This window comes from Vibrio sp. CDRSL-10 TSBA (assembly GCA_039696685.1).
In the GTDB taxonomy this organism is placed as follows: domain Bacteria; phylum Pseudomonadota; class Gammaproteobacteria; order Enterobacterales; family Vibrionaceae; genus Vibrio.
The window spans coordinates 2,941,317-2,957,936 of sequence record CP155566.1 but is presented as its reverse complement, the minus strand read 5'-3'; the positions used below and the strand labels follow the sequence as shown (position 1 = coordinate 2,957,936).

At 51.3% G+C, this 16,620-nt stretch carries 10 protein-coding genes, 1 other RNA gene and 6 pseudogenes; 8 read left to right on the top strand and 9 right to left on the bottom strand.

The genetic code is table 11. From position 1 onward, the window contains the following. Positions 1-136 precede the first annotated feature (136 nt). The 3 genes and pseudogenes from ABDK09_21395 (at position 137) to ilvN (ending at position 4,586) form a co-directional block, all read left to right on the top strand. A complete protein-coding gene (locus ABDK09_21395) occupies positions 137-1,945 on the top strand; it encodes a long-chain fatty acid--CoA ligase (protein ID XAW89295.1) in 1,809 nt (602 codons plus the stop codon). A 422-nt stretch (positions 1,946-2,367) separates the two neighbouring features. Then, positions 2,368-4,090: pseudogene (locus ABDK09_21390) on the top strand (acetolactate synthase 3 large subunit). Position 4,091: 1 nt separating this feature from the next. After that, on the top strand, positions 4,092-4,586 hold the full coding sequence (gene ilvN / locus ABDK09_21385; GenBank protein XAW89294.1) for an acetolactate synthase small subunit: 495 nt from the start codon (positions 4,092-4,094) through the stop codon (positions 4,584-4,586). Between the two features lie 128 nt (positions 4,587-4,714). Here the strand turns inward: ilvN and serA are convergent. The 5 genes and pseudogenes from serA to ABDK09_21360 form a co-directional block, all read right to left on the bottom strand. Further along, positions 4,715-5,945: pseudogene (gene serA, locus ABDK09_21380) on the bottom strand (phosphoglycerate dehydrogenase). 376 nt (positions 5,946-6,321) lie between these two features. Further along, positions 6,322-6,978, bottom strand: coding sequence for a ribose-5-phosphate isomerase RpiA (gene rpiA / locus ABDK09_21375; protein ID XAW89293.1), 657 nt, complete (start codon positions 6,976-6,978; stop codon positions 6,322-6,324). A gap of 119 nt (positions 6,979-7,097) precedes the next feature. Beyond that, positions 7,098-7,689, bottom strand: a pseudogene (locus ABDK09_21370) (5-formyltetrahydrofolate cyclo-ligase). Positions 7,690-7,692: 3 nt separating this feature from the next. Further along, a non-coding RNA gene (gene ssrS / locus ABDK09_21365) (6S RNA) lies at positions 7,693-7,876 on the bottom strand. An 18-nt stretch (positions 7,877-7,894) separates the two neighbouring features. Continuing rightward, on the bottom strand, positions 7,895-8,203 hold the full coding sequence (locus ABDK09_21360; GenBank protein XAW89292.1) for a cell division protein ZapA: 309 nt from the start codon (positions 8,201-8,203) through the stop codon (positions 7,895-7,897). A 240-nt stretch (positions 8,204-8,443) separates the two neighbouring features. Here ABDK09_21360 and ABDK09_21355 point away from each other — a divergent pair. The 3 genes and pseudogenes from ABDK09_21355 (at position 8,444) to ABDK09_21345 (ending at position 11,459) form a co-directional block, all read left to right on the top strand. Further along, positions 8,444-9,020 (top strand): annotated as a pseudogene (locus ABDK09_21355) (YecA family protein). A 5-nt stretch (positions 9,021-9,025) separates the two neighbouring features. Continuing rightward, positions 9,026-10,216, top strand: a complete 1,191-nt coding sequence (gene ubiH, locus ABDK09_21350) for a 2-octaprenyl-6-methoxyphenyl hydroxylase (protein ID XAW89291.1) — start codon at positions 9,026-9,028, stop codon at positions 10,214-10,216. 15 nt (positions 10,217-10,231) lie between these two features. Continuing rightward, positions 10,232-11,459, top strand: a pseudogene (locus ABDK09_21345) (FAD-dependent 2-octaprenylphenol hydroxylase). Between the two features lie 68 nt (positions 11,460-11,527). On the opposite strand, the gene ABDK09_21340 reads toward ABDK09_21345, so the two are convergent. The 3 genes from ABDK09_21340 to ygfZ form a co-directional block, all read right to left on the bottom strand. After that, positions 11,528-11,734 carry a DUF1107 domain-containing protein gene (locus ABDK09_21340; protein XAW89290.1) on the bottom strand — a complete coding sequence of 69 codons (207 nt, stop codon included), beginning with the start codon at positions 11,732-11,734 and terminating at the stop codon, positions 11,528-11,530. Positions 11,735-12,297: 563 nt separating this feature from the next. Then, on the bottom strand, positions 12,298-12,774 hold the full coding sequence (locus tag ABDK09_21335; protein XAW90796.1) for a YbaK/EbsC family protein: 477 nt from the start codon (positions 12,772-12,774) through the stop codon (positions 12,298-12,300). Beyond that, positions 12,767-13,738 (bottom strand): tRNA-modifying protein YgfZ, encoded by a 972-nt coding sequence (ygfZ, locus tag ABDK09_21330; protein XAW89289.1) that lies wholly within the window; start codon positions 13,736-13,738, stop codon positions 12,767-12,769. Before ygfZ ends, ABDK09_21335 begins: the two co-directional genes overlap by 8 nt. A 251-nt stretch (positions 13,739-13,989) precedes the next feature. Here ygfZ and ABDK09_21325 point away from each other — a divergent pair, with 251 nt between their 5' ends. Together ABDK09_21325 and ABDK09_21320 are read left to right on the top strand one after the other, a co-directional pair. Further along, positions 13,990-14,250 carry a succinate dehydrogenase assembly factor 2 gene (locus tag ABDK09_21325; protein ID XAW89288.1) on the top strand — a complete coding sequence of 87 codons (261 nt, stop codon included), beginning with the start codon at positions 13,990-13,992 and terminating at the stop codon, positions 14,248-14,250. Next, complete coding sequence (locus ABDK09_21320) at positions 14,219-14,611, top strand: hypothetical protein (protein ID XAW89287.1); 393 nt, start codon at positions 14,219-14,221, stop codon at positions 14,609-14,611. The genes ABDK09_21325 and ABDK09_21320 overlap by 32 nt, the downstream gene beginning before the upstream one ends. A 22-nt stretch (positions 14,612-14,633) precedes the next feature. Here the strand turns inward: ABDK09_21320 and nadB are convergent. Next, positions 14,634-16,248 (bottom strand): annotated as a pseudogene (nadB, locus tag ABDK09_21315) (L-aspartate oxidase). Positions 16,249-16,620 lie beyond the last annotated feature (372 nt).

The following is a 16,620-nucleotide window of genomic DNA, read 5'->3' as shown; positions in this document are numbered from 1 at the left end:
TCCAGTCTGAGGTTTTTTTATCTGTGTAGCACACCACTATTACTGATAACTTTGATATCCATCGTTGTCTTTTACCCCGCGAAAGGTAGACTTGCGCGCGAAATAGCTTACAGGTGTAAGCCAAAGGTAAATAGAGATGACGAAGTTGACTTTTCATATCGTTAAACGCATCCGGGAGCAGGTCGCTGCCGGCAAGAATCGAATCGCACTGCAACATAAAGTTGGCGGGCAATGGCAAGGTATCAGCTGGACGCAGTTCGGCTCGCAAATGGACGAATTGTCCCTGGCACTACTGAGTTTTGGCCTTGATGTGCAGGACAAAGTCGGCATCTTTGCCAATAACAGTCCGCGCTGGACTATTGCTGATTTTGCCGCGTTACAGGTTCGCGCGGTTTCTGTCCCTATTTACCCGACTAATACTCTCGAGCAGGCTGCTTATATTGTCCGGGATGCGCAGGTGAAAGTTCTGTTTGTCGGTGAGCTGGCACAATATGACGCGGCGCGCCAGTTGCTGGCCCTGTGTCCGTCGCTGCAACTTGTCGTGGTGATGAGTGATGAAGTTGCAGTCCGCGATGAGCCGCAGGTTGTTCACTGGCAGCAGTTTGTTGCTTCAGCTCAGCCCGAACGGCAATCACAGCTATCTGAGCGTCTGCAGCAGGCGAGCGACGACGATCTGTTTACCCTGATTTATACCTCCGGCACAACCGGCAGTCCGAAAGGGGTGATGCTGGACTATCGCAATGTGGCGGCACAGCTTAGTGGTCATGATCAGCGCCTGACCATGACAGAGCAGGATGTATCACTCTGTTTCCTGCCTTTATCACATGTGTTTGAACGGGCCTGGACCTGTTTTGTGCTCTATAAGGGAGCCACTAACTGTTATCTGCAGGATGTCTCAGAAGTGCGTGATGCCCTGACTCAGGTGCGGCCGACAGTGATGTGCGCAGTGCCGCGTTTCTACGAGAAAATTTTCTCAGCCATTCATGACAAAGTCGCCAGCGCACCCTGGCATAAAAAGTGGCTGTTTACATGGGCGGTTAACATGGGCGCGAAAATGGCCCAATGCCGGGCGAGGCAGGTTAAGCCAGCCTGGCTATTGAGTCAGGCTTATCGGCTGGCTGACCGCCTGGTGCTGAATAAGCTGCGCGCACTGCTCGGCGGCAGAGTGCGCTTTATGCCGTGCGGCGGGGCCAAACTTGATGCCACCATCGGTCGTTTTTTTCATGCGCTGGGGATCAACATTAAACTGGGTTACGGCATGACAGAAACCACGGCCACGGTTTCATGCTGGGATGATGATACGTTTCATCCCGACTCGATCGGTACCATGATGCCGGGCGCTGAGGTGAAAATTGGTGCCAACGACGAAATCCTGGTCCGTGGTCCTATGGTGATGCGCGGTTACTACAACATGCCGCAAGAGACAGCGAGTGCCTTTGATGAGCAAGGATTCCTGAAGACCGGTGATGCGGGGTATCTGGATGAAGAGGGTAACCTGTTTATTACCGATCGGATTAAGGAGCTGATGAAAACATCAGGGGGTAAATACATAGCGCCGCAGATGATTGAAGGCACGCTGGGTAAGGATCATTTTATTGAGCAGATCGCCGTGATCGCGGACACGCGTAAATTCGTGTCGGCGCTGATCGTGCCCTGTTTTGATACTTTGGAACTCTATGCCAAACAGCTGAACATTAAGTACCAGGATCGCCTTGATCTCATCAAGCACAGTCAGATCATTGAGATGTTTGAGCAGCGTATCAACGATCTTCAGCATGGTCTGGCAAAATTTGAGCAGGTCAAAAAATTCAAATTGCTTCCTAAAGCCTTTTCGATGCATGACGGAGAATTAACCCCGACGCAAAAATTGCGCAGAAAGGTGATTAATGACCGTTATCAGGATGAAATCGAAGAAATGTATCAGGATAAACCTGAGCGCCGTTAAGGCGGTCAGGCACTAATTTTACCTTCAATCCCCGCTGCCACTGGTCTGCGGGGATTTTTCTATCTGCAGACTGCGCTGGTGGTCTGATAGGCATTTTGTGTGGTTTTAATCCGGCTGCAGCAAAATATTCCACTTTTTTTTATATGTATGGTTGCGTTACTGGCTGAATATGTAACCTGGTTCAGAATTGAACACTTGAGATTGCACTATTTGCCATATCTTGTCAGAAATGCGTGTTTTGACCGGTTAGACCTGATGGAAATAAAGCGTTAAAGTTGTTGCGTTACCTTAGTACTTGTTATGACAAGTACGGGACATAGCCGAAAGCGGAAAGTTTTCGAATTAGGCTACGAATAAGCCCTAACTATGTATAACCCATCCCGTTTACTGACCTGGTAACTGGTGTTGGGTAAGGAGAAAATATGGCAATGTTATCCGGCGCAGAGATGGTGGTTCAGTCTCTGATCGAAGAAGGTGTAGAGCAAATCTTTGGCTACCCAGGTGGCTCCGTTTCTCGATATCTACGACGCCCTGCACGAAAAAACTGACAGCATCAAACACGTTTTGGTTCGTCATGAACAGGCTGCCACGCATATGGCCGATGGTTATGCGCGTGCAACCGGTAAACCGGGTGTGGTTCTGGTCTGTTCTGGTCCGGGTGCGACCAATACCGTGACTGGTATTGCGACCGCATACATGGACTCCATCCCAATGATCGTTATTTCCGGCAACGTGGCGACCAATCTGATTGGTAATGACGCGTTCCAGGAGTGTGATATTGTCGGCGTCTCCCGTCCGATCGTAAAACACAGCTTCCTGGTGAAAAAAGCCGAAGACATTCCTGAGACGATCAAAAAAGCATTTTATATTGCATCAACCGGACGTCCCGGCCCTGTGGTTATCGACGTACCAAAAGATGTGATGAATCCGCAGATCAAATTGCCTTATCAGTACCCTGAAAGCGTGAAAATGCGCTCTTACAACCCGACCACTTCCGGGCATAAAGGTCAGATAAAGAAAGCACTTAAAGCGTTGTTGGAAGCGAAAAAACCGGTGCTGTACATCGGTGGTGGCGCGGTCATTTCCGAAGCGCATGAACAGGTGATCAAACTGGCGGAAGAGCTTAACCTTCCTGTGGTCAGCACCCTGATGGGGCTGGGCGCGTTTCCGGGTACTCACAAGAATTCTCTCGGTATGTTGGGCATGCACGGTGTGTATGAAGCCAACATGGCGATGCACAATGCCGATTTGATCTTCGGGGTCGGTGTACGTTTTGATGACCGCACGACCAACAATCTGGAAAAATACTGTCCGGATGCCAAGATCATGCACATCGATATTGATCCATCATCGATCTCGAAAAACGTCAAAGTTGACCTGCCGATTGTCGGCTCGGCTGAGCAGGTACTGGAAACCATGCTTAAACTGCTGGCAGAGCAGTCAGAGCGTAATGACAGCGAAGCGCTGGCAGAGTGGTGGAGTGAGATCGATGTCTGGCGCTCACGTCAGTGCCTGGCTTATGAAACCAATCCGGAACGCATCAAACCACAGCAAGTGATTGAAACGCTGCACAAGCTGACTAATGGTGATGCTTATGTGGCGTCTGATGTGGGTCAGCACCAGATGTTTGCAGCCTTATACTATCCGTTCAATAAACCACGTCGCTGGATCAACTCCGGTGGTCTTGGCACGATGGGCTTTGGCCTGCCAGCCGGGATTGGGGTCAAGTTCGCCATGCCGGAAGAAGAAGTGGTGGTGGTGACCGGTGATGGCAGTATCCAGATGAATATTCAGGAACTGTCTACGGCACTGCAGTACGATATTCCGGTCAAAATCATTAACCTTAACAACCGCTTCCTGGGTATGGTCAAGCAGTGGCAGGACATTATTTACCAGGGGCGTCACTCAAACTCATACATGAGTTCTGTGCCGGACTTTGCGGCAATCGCAGAAGCTTACGGCCATGTTGGTATTCGAATTTCCACTCCGGATGAACTGGAGGCGGGACTGAAAAAAGCGCTGGATATGAAAGATCGTCTGGTGTTTGTCGATATCAATGTGGATGAAACGGAGCACGTCTACCCAATGCAAATCAAAGGCGAGGGTATGGACAAAATGTGGTTAAGCAAAACGGAGCGAACTTAAGATGAGACATATTATTTCACTACTACTAGAAAACCAGCCGGGTGCTTTGTCTCGTGTTGTTGGCTTGTTCTCGCAGCGTGGTTACAACATTGAAACCCTCAATGTGTCGCCAACGGATGATGAGACCTTATCGCGTCTTAACATCACCACCACTTCCAATGAGATGCAGCTTGAGCAGATTCAGAAGCAGCTGCACAAGCTGATTGATGTGCTGAAAGTGCAGGAAGTGACCGAGTTTGAACATATCGAACGTGAACTGATGCTGGTTAAGGTCAAAGCCAGTGGCTTTGCCCGCGCCGAAGTGAAACGAACCGCTGATATTTTCCGTGGTCAGATTGTTGATGTGACCGCTTCACAATACACCGTCCAGTTGGCCGGCAGCAGTGATAAGCTTGATGCGTTCATCGACGCGATTGCGGAAGTGACCGATGTAATAGAAGTGGCGCGTAGTGGTGTGGTGGGCATTGCCCGCGGTGAGCGTGCGCTGCGCGGTTAACGCAGCCGTCAAATACAAAAAACCAGCCTGATGGCTGGTTTTTTTATGTTCAAGCAACTTTATCTACAAGCCACTTTGAAATTTAAGCGGCAACAGCGGGCGAAGCGGCAGGCCCCGCCCGGTGAGGCTTAGTGCAGGATACGCGCGCGAATCGTGCCTTCGATGTTCTTCAGTTTGTCCAGCGCTTCTTCTGAACGTTTCTGCTTCAACGTCAATCACCACGTAGCCGATCTCCGGAGAGGTTTGCAGGTACTGGGCTGCGATGTTGATGCCATCCTGAGCAAAGATGGTGTTGATTTGAGTCAGGATACCCGGACGGTTCTGGTGGATGTGCAGCAGACGTGAGGTGTTACGCTGCTCTGGCAGTGAAACTTCTGGGAAGTTCACGCTCGACAGGGTTGAACCATTGTCTGAGTATTTCGCCAGTTTGCCCGCAACTTCGATACCGATGTTTTCCTGGGCTTCCTGAGTTGAACCACCAACGTGCGGAGTCAGCAGCACGTTGTCGAATTTCATCAGCGGAGATTCGAATGCTTCTTTGTTTGAGCCAGGTTCGGTCGGGAATACGTCGATGGCTGCACCAGACAGGTGGCCTGATTCCATCGCATCACACAGGGCCGGAATATCTACCACAGTACCGCGTGCCGCGTTGATAAAAATCGAACCCGGTTTCATGCGGGCGAATTCTTCTTTGCCCATCATGTCTTTGGTGCCTGCCGTTTCAGGAACGTGCAGCGAGATCACGTCACATTTGTTCAGCAGCTCGCTCATGGTGTGAACCTGAGTGGCGTTACCTAATGACAGTTTGTTCTCGATGTCATAGTAGTAAACGTGCATGCCGAGGTTTTCAGCAATAATGCCCAACTGAGTACCGATATGGCCGTAACCGATGATACCAAGTTTCTTGCCACGTGCTTCGTAAGAGTTGTCCGCACTCTTTTTCCATACACCGCGGTGTGCCAGGGCGTTTTTCTCAGGAATACCGCGCAGCAGCAACAGGATTTCGCCCAGTACCAGTTCTGCCACACTACGTGTGTTAGAGAATGGGGCGTTAAATACCGGAATACCACGTTTGGCAGCCGCGTTCAGGTTCACCTGGTTAGTACCGATACAGAAACAACCGATCGCGACCAGCTTTTCTGCAGCGTCGATCACTTTCTCTGTCAGGTTAGTGCGGGAGCGAATACCAATAAAGTGAACGTCTTTGATTGCTTCAAGCAATTCAGATTCGTCCATTGAACCTTTGTGGTATTCGATGTTGGTATAGCCGGAAGCTTGCAGAACTTCAACTGAAGATGGGTGAAGTCCTTCAAGGAGCAGGATTTTAATTTTGTCTTTTTCCAGTGAAACTTTGGCCATTGTTCTCGTCCTTAAATATGGGAAGTGGGCAAAAGAAGCTATCCCTTTTCTCCCTGAAATTGCAGCGGTGTGTGCCGTACAGAACGGCCGGGCCACACAATCAGCTAAGCTCAACGGGCTAGTTTGCCTGCTGACTAACTGCAACTCCAAGTTGTTTTGGGTATATCACCCAACGAAACGCGTCATTATAGAGGCTTTTACAACGAAGCAAACGTTTGCATTGTGTATCTTCTATGCAATAAGTTAACAAAAAATTTTTGCTTTGGGTAAGAAAATTACGGAATAAGGCATAATTTTATTGGAGAAAAGAAATAAAAAACGGCACCCCGGGTGCCGTTTGTAGTCAAATGACTGAAAAAATACGATTGTTTCAATCTTATTCTGCGATTTTCGCGCCTTCCGGAGTACCGGTGATCACGACATCGGCACCACGGTGGGCAAACAGGCCATTGGTGACCACACCGGCGATCGCATTGATGTCTGCTTCCAGTACTTTCGGGTTGGTGATACGCATGTTGTATACATCCAGAATGATATTGCCGTTGTCCGTTACCACGCCTTCACGGTACACAGGATCACCGCCCAGTTTGACCAGCTGACGTGCCACGTAAGAGCGCGCCATCGGGATTACTTCTACCGGCAGCGGGAATTCGCCCAGCACATCGACGGCTTTGCTGCCATCGACGATACAGACAAATTTATCGGCAATCGCTGCCACGATCTTCTCACGAGTCAGCGCGGCACCGCCGCCTTTGATCATCTCACGTTGCGGGTTGATTTCGTCCGCACCATCGACATAGATATCCAGGCTGATGACGTCGTTGCAGTCAAATACTTCAATGCCTAAGCCTTTCAGTTTTTCGGTTGATGCAACAGAGCTGGAGACGGCACCTTTAATATCATCTTTGATGGAACCCAGAGCATCGATGAAGTGATTCACGGTCGAGCCGGTACCGACACCGACAATGCTGCCTTTCTCTACGTATTTCAGCGCAGCCCAACCGGCGGCTTTTTTCATTTCATCTTGAGTCATGCCCATCTCCTGATTTCGATTGTGTGAGGACGCAGGTTTGCGCGGCGCGATTATACCCGCAAACTAAGGTGATATGTACTCAAACAGAGCGATAATGCGCCTTGTGAAGCGGTTCTTGATCACGCTTTCCATTGCCACAAACGGCTGGGCGTAAGAATTTTGGGTAACGGAACATCCCAGGCTTCGGTCGGCAGTTGTTCAACATGCTGACAGTCATGAGCCAGGCCAATCGGCATCGCTCCCTGACCGGTTTTAAACCAGCTTTCCAGTGTGCGATCGTAATAGCCGCCACCCATGCCAAGCCGGTGTCCGTGTGAGTCAAATGCGACCAGCGGAGTACAGATAAGGTCCAGCTCTCGCACAGGCTTCACTAAGGTCTGATTGAGCTTAGGCTCGAGGATGCCGTACTTGTTAAAGGTCATCGCCGTATCAGTATCATAATGCAAGAACAGCAGGTTACCGGCGGAGAAACGGGTGCAGGACAGGCAGATACACCGATTTACCCTGCGACCACAGCCATTCGATCAGCGGCTGGGTATCGAGTTCTCCGTCAGTCGACAGATAGAGAGCGATGTGCTGACAGGTGTGCATTTCTGGCAGTGCGGCGAAACGTCGGATCAGATCCTGACTGGCCTGATAGTGAATATCGCTGGTCAGTTCATTGCGTCGTTGACGGATGAGCTTACGCAGCTCAGGACGAGAGTATTGCATAAGAGGGACCCCAGGGTGCCGTTGAGGATTGTGGCCCTTGAACCAGCTGGTTCAAGGCGGGTCAGCAAGGATAACCGTAGGCTTCTCGATACGAGCCGAGCTTGCTCAATAGCTACCAAATACTAACCCTTTGGTGTTGCTTATCGGCTCAGGGACTTACATCCGCTGACGAACACCCCAGGGAAAATTCGTTGTATGGTAAAGGCTACAGCTCTCCTGGCTTGACTTTACGTAGTGCTTCTTCAAGAGAAGCGGCGAGCTTTTCCATTCGCCCGTTTATTTCCGACTGCTGACCATCTTTTTCCTGCTGCTTGGTTTGCAGCTCATAACAGATGTTCAGCGCGGCGATTGTCAGTAGCTTAACCTCATTGGTTACCTTAGTACGATCGGCCATCTCTTTCAATCGTCGGTCGAGGTCTTGGGCGGCAGTTAACAATGATTCTTCTTGTCCCGGTGGACAGTTAACCCGAGTTACTTTGCCTAAAATTTCAACGTCAACCGCTTGATTACTCATGATAAATGAACTCTATTCGCGTACTAGGATGATATCGCTTACGTGACCATCGAGGGTCAAACTATAGGTAAAGCGATAGTAAGATTCAAGCTTTTCACACTCGGAATCAAAAATTGTCAGGACAAAAACACAGTTATTGGGCAATTTGCATAAAAGCTGGTCACAATTGATGATGTGAGCGTTTTCGCCGGATCGCTGAAGTGGTACGATGGCAGTTATTTGCCTGAATACGAGCCCATTATGAGCGACAACACCTTCCCTGATTACGCAACTCTAGCTTCTGAACTGCAGTCGGCCGCCGTTGGCGTGACACCGGCAGAAACTGCACGGTCTGCTGACCGGCATGCTGTCTGGTGGCCTGAGTCTGCATGATAAAAGCTGGCAAGCGCTGATTTTCGATTACACCAACGACGGAATGGGCTGGCCGGTCCAGGCGCTGACACTGGCTGAGCAGACGTTGAAAGCCAGCAGTGCGGAACTGACGGCAACGGATCTGGAACTGACGCTGCTGCTGCCGACAGAGCAGGGTGAACACGCACTGATGCTGTTTGCTGATGCTGTTGCGGAGTGGGTCAATCACTTTATCTCTGGGCTTGGCCTGGTTGGCGCTAAAGTACAAAACGCTTCAGCGGTAGCCAAAGAGGCACTGGAAGATCTGGAAGAGATCGCCAAGCTGGGTATTGATGAAGAGGATGATCTGGAAGAGCAGGCGCAACTGCTGGAGCAGGTGATCGAGCATGTAAAAGCCTGCGTACTGACTCTGCACGCCGAGTTCGGTGTTAAACCACAAAAAGATTCTCAACCAACCATTCACTAAGTGAGGTGTCAGTGAACGAGGCGCACTGTTTTGATGTGATTATCGCCGGTGGTGCGATGGCGGGCGCAACCCTGGCTCTGGCCCTGGACAAGCTCAGTCATGGCCGCTTATCCGTGGCGGTGGTAGAAGCATATCAGCCAGATCATGACCAGCATCCCGGGTTTGACGCCCGTTCGATTGCGCTGTCACATGGTACGGTACAGATTTTAACCTCGTTGGGCCTGTGGCAGACCATTGCCCCGGTCGCCTCACCGATTTCACATATTCATGTGTCGGATCGTGGTCATGCCGGTATGACCGACATCAGCAAGGATAAGCTCGCTATTGATGCCCTCGGGTATGTGGTTGAACTGGCGGATGTGGGCCGTTTGTATGCCGGGTTAATCGAACAAAGCGCCGCGATCCGGCTGTTTTGCCCGTCCAGCGTCACTTCGGTGGTGCGTCAGCACAATCAGGTTGAGGTGACGCTGAACAGCGGTGAACACCTGCAGGCTAAAATGCTGGTGGCAGCCGACGGTGCGGTTTCAACCTGTTGCGAACAGGTCGGCATGGCACTGGCCGAGCATGATTTCGGCCAGGTGGCCGTGATTGCCAACGTGGTTGCCAGTGAAGCGCATCAGGGACGTGCCTTTGAGCGCTTCACCGAGCACGGTCCGGTGGCTTTGCTGCCGATGCGTGATAATCGTCTGTCTCTGGTATGGTGTCTGCCGCCACAACTGGCCGAACAGGTGATGGCGCTCGATGATGCCGCTTTCATGGCGCAATTGCAGCAGGCGTTTGGCTGGCGGCTGGGCGCGTTTGTCAAAGCGGGTAAACGCAGCGCTTATCCGCTGCTGCTGCGCCACCGTGAGCAGAATGTCTCTCACCGGTTTGCGATTGTCGGTAATGCCGCGCAGACACTGCATCCCATCGCGGGGCAGGGATTTAATCTTGGTATCCGCGATGTAGCCTCTCTGGCCGAAGAGCTGACCCGAGGTGATGAACTGGGCAGTTACGCGCAGTTGCACCGTTTTAGTCAGCGCCGTGCCGCGGATCGTCAGCACACCATTACGCTGACCTCGGCTCTGGTGCACCTGTTCTCAAATGATTTACTGGCACTGCGTATCGGCCGTAATCTTGGCCTGGCAGCGATGGATAATCTGCCGCTGCTGAAATCTCCGTTACTGCGCCGCACTCTGGGCGTAGTGAATCGATAAAGGGTATAAAAAATTATGATGCAAAGCGTGGATATTGCGATTGTTGGCGGCGGTATGGTCGGACTGGCTCTGGCTGCGGCATTTAAAGATACTGACCTGCGAATCGCGGTAATTGAAGGCAAAATTCCCCACGAAGGGTTGAATGAACTGCCGGATGTACGCGTTTCTGCGCTCAGCCGCTCCAGTGAGATCATCCTCAGTAATCTGGGTGCCTGGCGTGGCATCATGAGTCGCCGTGCGGCGCCTTATCATGCGATGGAAGTGTGGGAACAGGACAGTTTTGCGCGGATTGAATTCAGCGCTAACCATCTGACTCAGCCAAATCTGGGCCATATTGTCGAAAACCGTGTGATTCAACTGGCGCTGCTCGATCAGGTCAAACAGCAATCCAATGTCTCTCTGTTTATGCCGGCTACCTGCCAGAATCTGGCGGTTGGCGAAAGCGAAGCGTGGCTGACACTGAGTAATGGTCAGGCTCTGACGGCCAAGCTGGTGGTCGGCGCTGACGGCGCGAACTCCTGGGTGCGTAAACAGCTCGATATTCCGCTTACTCACTGGGACTATGGCCACAGTGCGGTCGTGGCGAATGTGCGCACCGCAGAGCCGCATCAGTCCGTGGCTCGTCAGATTTTTACTCCGCAGGGCCCGCTGGCATTTTTACCGATGGGGCATCCGCTGATGAGTTCCATTGTCTGGTCAACCGAAACCTCGCACGCAGAGCGCCTGGTCGCGATGGATGACGCGTCATTCAATAAGGCGCTGACAACGGAATTTGATGTCAAACTCGGTTTGTGTGAAGTGGTTGGGGAAACGTTATGCCTTCCCGCTTAAAATGCGTTACGCGCGTGATTTTGCCGTTGAGCGGGTTGCTCTGGTCGGGGATGCTGCGCATACCATTCATCCGCTGGCCGGTCAGGGGGTCAACCTCGGACTGCTGGATGCCGCCAGTCTGGCTCAGGAAGTGATGACACTTTGGGAGCAGGGACAGGATATTGGCACCAAGCGTAACTTACGCGGCTATGAACGCTGGCGTAAAGCAGAGGCAGCAAAAATGATTGCAGCCATGCAGGGTTTTAAAGATCTGTTTGCCGGTGATAATCCGGCCAAGAAACTGATTCGTGGCATTGGCATGCGCCTGGCGGGTCAGTTGCCTGGTGCGAAAGATGAAATTATGAAACATGCGCTGGGACTGAAAGGCGATCTGCCGCAACTGGCCAAAGCCGCGCGTAAAAGCATGGTTTAGTCTGGATAAGCCGGAAAGTTAAAAGGGTTGGCGTAAAAGCCAACCCTTTTTAGATCTGGGAGCTCAGGTTATGCATAGGCGCAGCGCAAGCGCATAATTTCCTGGTTGACCTCTTTCACGGTCTGGTAGTGGCGCGGCTCAGCACGCTCCGGCAAGATAAGCTTACCGTTATCAAATTCGAACTTACCTACACCGTAGATATAGATTCGACCTTTAAAAAGACGACTAACATGTTTAGCTATCATACCTGGTGTATAGCGCTTAAACAGTCTCATTTCTCGATCCTTTCTTTGTTGCTGCGCTGCATAGTATACGAATAAACCCGTTGAAATAGTGTGATGGCCCGGGGATACCTGCAGCGAATATCAAGTTACATGGATATTTGTGCTGCTACGTGCAAATTTGCCGATGAGTATCCATTTTTATGTGACTTTAACCCAGCGAAATAGCAGTTAATTCGGTTTCTTCAGTCAGACCGCCGCTATTTAGCCAAAGTAATGTGACACTTTTAAGAATAGTTGTCCTGAATTAAAAGGTGTAAGAAACATGTCATTATTTGCATAAAAAAAAGCCCGCAGTCAGATGCGGGCCAAATAGTCACAGATGCATTACACAAAAAGTGGATGTCCTGAAACAATCAGTGGATTCACTTTTTTGTTGGAGAAGGATATCAACCGAGTCGTACCTCTGATTGAACTTTACCAACGTCGAGAGAGTAAACGAAAATCTTTCATATGACTATTTATGTTTTAACGTTGGATAAAAATTCACGATTCAATGATGTTAAATTGGAGGTGGATCACGATCACATGTAATGCATTACACGGATTTGCATCACTTAATCACGTTGAATATGTGCAAACTGTGGCTGGCAAAGTTGAATCAGATCGTTGGGTGCCAGGCCGATCCCGACCATTAACGATCCGCTGCTGATCGTGACCATGTGGTGCGCACAGATGGCATGATCAAAAATGATCGGCATCGCGGTGCGCAGCAAGAGCGGGGTCACGGTTCCGATCCGGTAACCGGTGATCGCTTCCACCTGACTGAGATCAACACAGGTCATACGGCGCCAGTTGAGCAGAGCCCGGACCTTTTTCGGATCCACGCTGCGATCGCCTGGTGTACAGGCCAGGGCAAATCGATCACTCATATCGCGCAGCAGGATGCATTTCACCATTTGGGCAGGGGTGATACCACGCTGATGCGCGGCATCTTCGATTGTCTGAGCTTCGCTGTGGTGAGGCAGCAGGCGATAGGCCACCTGCTGCTGGTCGAGATACTCAGTGAGCGGGGTGCGCTGTGAGTTATTCATCATCTAAAGAATAAGGCAGGGCTTCAATGACCCAGCGCGTATTCGGTTGAGCGGTCAGGCGTAACTCAGTACCGTCCTCAAGATTATTGGGCAGGACAATCAGGCCGATGGCGCTGTTATCCGAGAAGGTGTAATGCGTCATCAGGTGGCCGGCACTGCGCCAGTTGTCACCCACCGAGCGTTCCATCTGCTGTGCTTCATCAGTAGACAGCGGCTCATTCACATCACCGCGCACTATGTACATCGCCCGTTTGTTGATGCCACGATATTTTGCCCGGGCAACGGTTTCCTGGCCGGTATAGCAGCCTTTACTGAAACTGATGCCGCCTAATGCCTGCACATTGACTGCCTGCGGAATATGTTCGCTCTGCTCAGAGCGTTCAATGACCGGAATCGCTTCTTCGATATCAAAACGGGTCCACAGGGTTGCATCTGTTTTGACCGCTTCACTTTGGCTGACCAGTTGTGCTGCGTGATCTTCGCTCAGCAGCAGTAACCAGCGCAGGGCGCTGACCCGAACCGCCGTTCCGCCTTCGATGGCACGGACGTCACCTTCGCTGTCACTCAGGGTATTAATGTAGGCGTCAGCGCCGTTGCCCATGACGCCCAGAGCCACGTCCTGGCTTTGCGTCAGTTCGATCTTGGAGAAAATCGCGTATTTTTTCAGTTCGCGCAGTTCCGCTTCAATGGCCGATACAGGTTGAAACATCGCGTAACCATCATGGTGATGGAACAGACGAAATACCGACCACACCTTGCCTTTGGCATCGCAATGTGCGCCGAAGGTAGATTGTTGGGTTTGCAGCGATACCACATCGCAGGTCACCTGACCTTGCAGGTAGCTTTTTTTATCCGCACCAACGGCAGTAATCGCCCCCCAGTTATCCAGATGGGTCAGCATCAGGTCTGGCAGAGCATCAGTTGGTTTGACGCGCAGCGGAGCAAATGTGTTTTTCCAGTTCATATCCTTCACCTGGGTGAAATCTCGTTTCACTTCATACTTCTGTCGGTTATTGCAGCGCGTTAAAAGCCACGACCTGATGTTAAGGCAGGTTGGCCGGATGGAATCCCGGCTGCAACGATGTTGGTTTTAACAATATGGTAATCTGGTTCAAGTTTTTTGTCAGCATCAACAGGGACTGTGACTGAGTTACTAGTTGGGCGCCTTGTCTGTTGATAGACTTGGCGCAAATAATCATAAGGTGAGGATAACCGATGTACACCCCGGAAGAAAAAGCGCGAATCAAATGGGCATGCCGTCGCGGAATGCTGGAGCTTGACGTAGTCATCATGCCATTCTTCGAAGAGTGTTTTGATTCTCTGACTGAATCAGAACAACAAGACTTTGTTTCCCTGCTGGAGTGTGATGATCCGGACTTGTTTACCTGGGTCATGGGTCATGGACGCTCTGAGAATCTCGGCCATGCGTCGATGGTGGACAAGATTGTCGCTCATAACCTCGGCAAAGTCCGTTAAGCTCTACCTCTCTCCCTCTTTCTACGCCCACATCGTTGCGCTGTTACAACTTAACATGCTGATATGGGCGTTGCTTATCTCCGCCATCCCTGTTGTTGTTAGTTTGGTCATTATTGCGATATGGCTGCGTGTGGCGCTGTGTGGCTGGCTGACGCCGACCCTGAGCGGAGCGGTGGACATCGATTTTTCCGGCCGCTTGCGGACGCAGGATAACGATGAACCTATTCGCTCGGTAGGCCTGAAGTTTGCGTGTGCTTTTGTTGTTATCGTTACGCCGCAACGGCGCTGGCTGTTGTGGCGTGACAGCTGTCGCGACAGCGACTATCGTCAGCTCTTGGTGAGACTGAAACGGGAGCTGTGACGCTCCCGTTGCCAAGATGAGGTTATTGCTGGTCCGGGGTCAGTATGGTCGGACCGCTGTCAGGCTGCAGTTCCGGATAGTCCAGGGTGTAATGCAGGCCGCGGCTCTCTTTGCGTTGCATCGCGCAGCGTACCATCAGCTCTGCGACCTGGAGCAGGTTACGCAGTTCGAGCAGGTTATTGGATACCCGGAAGTTACTGTAATACTCGTGGGTTTCCTGCTGCAGCAGCTGAATGCGGCGCAGGGCACGTTCGAGGCGTTTGTCGGTGCGGACGATCCCCATGTAGTCCCACATAAACAGGCGCAGCTCGTGCCAGTTATGCTGGATGACCACTTCCTCATCGGAACAGGTAACCTGGCTTTCATCCCAGCTTGGCACTTGCGGCGCTAAAGTCGCCTCTTTCACTTTACTGAGGATATCTTTCGCTGCCGCCCAGGCGTAGACCACGCACTCAAGCAGTGAGTTTGAGGCCATACGGTTGGCACCATGCAGTCCGGTATAGCTCACTTCACCAATCGCATACAGCTGGCGGAGATCGGTCTGGCCCTGCTGATTGACCATGACCCCGCCACAGGTGTAGTGCGCAGCCGGTACAATCGGAATCGGTTCTTTGGTCATATCGATGCCGAGATCCATCAGACGGCTGTAAATCATCGGGAAATGTTTTTCGATAAAATCGGCCGGTTTATGGCTGATGTCGAGATACATGCAGTCGGCGCCAAGACGTTTCATCTCGTAGTCGATGGCCCGGGCCACGACATCACGCGGTGCCAGTTCGCCACGCTCATCAAAGTCCGGCATAAAGCGCGAGCCATCAGGACGGCGCAGATAAGCACCTTCGCCGCGCAGGGCTTCGGTGAGCAGGAAGTTACGTGCATCCGGATGGTACAGACAGGTCGGATGGAACTGGTTGAATTCCAGGTTCGCTACCCGACAGCCGGCGCGCCAGGCGATCGCAATGCCGTCACCGGAAGAGACATCCGGGTTGGAAGTGTACTGATACACTTTTGATGCGCCGCCGGTGGCCAGGACAACAAACTTAGAGCGAATCACTTCAACGTGTTCGTCATTGCGGTTCCAGACATAAGCGCCAATCACTTTTTTCTCGTCACCACCGACTTTGTCTTCGGTGATCAAATCCAGAGCGTTGTAACGTTCGAACAGAGTAATGTTAGGGTGATTATGAACGTTATCTTGCAGGGATGTTTGCACCGCCATGCCTGTGGCATCAGCAGCATGCAGAATGCGGCGGTGGCTGTGTCCGCCCTCGCGGGTCAGGTGATAACGGGGTTTCTTCATCATCGCTGCTGTCTTCCTCTTTATCGAACGGGACACCACCGTCAATCAGCCATTGCACGCACTCTTTGGCATGCTCAGCGATAAAACGCACTGTGTCTTGTTCACAAATTCCGGCACCGGCAATCAAGGTATCTTCGACATGTGAGTCGATGCTGTCCGATTCGTCAAAAACCGCGGCAATGCCGCCCTGAGCATAATACGTTGACCCTTCACTGCGCGGGCCTTTACTCAAAACGATGACTTTACAGTGTTTGGCGACACGCAGCGCTAACGACAAACCTGCTGCTCCGCTGCCCACAACTAATACATCACACTGATGTTCTCGGTTGGCGTTCATAAAATGTTTATATTCCCGAACTAGAGTAGAGCTGTCCTGCTCTGCTGCAAAATTAACTATGTCTGTCCTTTCATTCTTGGTCAGGTGCATGTGCCGCATGTGACCAAGAATGGATAAGCGCTGCGCGCATCAAATAATGTGCGCTGACCCTGACATACCCGCATGAGTCATGAGGGTATCATCATCGCGCCAAAAGCAATACTTTATAAATACTATTGTCTTTTGTGATTGCTGTCCCCAATATCAGGGGAGAATCCCAACAATTTAGATTACATCACATTGCACCGGGAAAAAGGTAAAATTTTTCACCGGGTGTTGAACTTTCCCTGCGCGATTGAGTCACAATAGTGCTCATGTAAGCAGTGGTGTCAA

Coding starts and splice junctions, on each gene's coding strand:
- ABDK09_21395 (XAW89295.1), top strand. CDS start 137: ATGACGAAGTTGACTTTTCATATCGTTAAACGCATCCGGGAGCAGGTC.
- ilvN (XAW89294.1), top strand. CDS start 4,092: ATGAGACATATTATTTCACTACTACTAGAAAACCAGCCGGGTGCTTTG.
- rpiA (XAW89293.1), bottom strand. CDS start 6,978: ATGACTCAAGATGAAATGAAAAAAGCCGCCGGTTGGGCTGCGCTGAAA.
- ABDK09_21360 (XAW89292.1), bottom strand. CDS start 8,203: ATGAGTAATCAAGCGGTTGACGTTGAAATTTTAGGCAAAGTAACTCGG.
- ABDK09_21340 (XAW89290.1), bottom strand. CDS start 11,734: ATGAGACTGTTTAAGCGCTATACACCAGGTATGATAGCTAAACATGTT.
- ABDK09_21335 (XAW90796.1), bottom strand. CDS start 12,774: ATGAATAACTCACAGCGCACCCCGCTCACTGAGTATCTCGACCAGCAG.
- ygfZ (XAW89289.1), bottom strand. CDS start 13,738: ATGAACTGGAAAAACACATTTGCTCCGCTGCGCGTCAAACCAACTGAT.
- ABDK09_21325 (XAW89288.1), top strand. CDS start 13,990: ATGTACACCCCGGAAGAAAAAGCGCGAATCAAATGGGCATGCCGTCGC.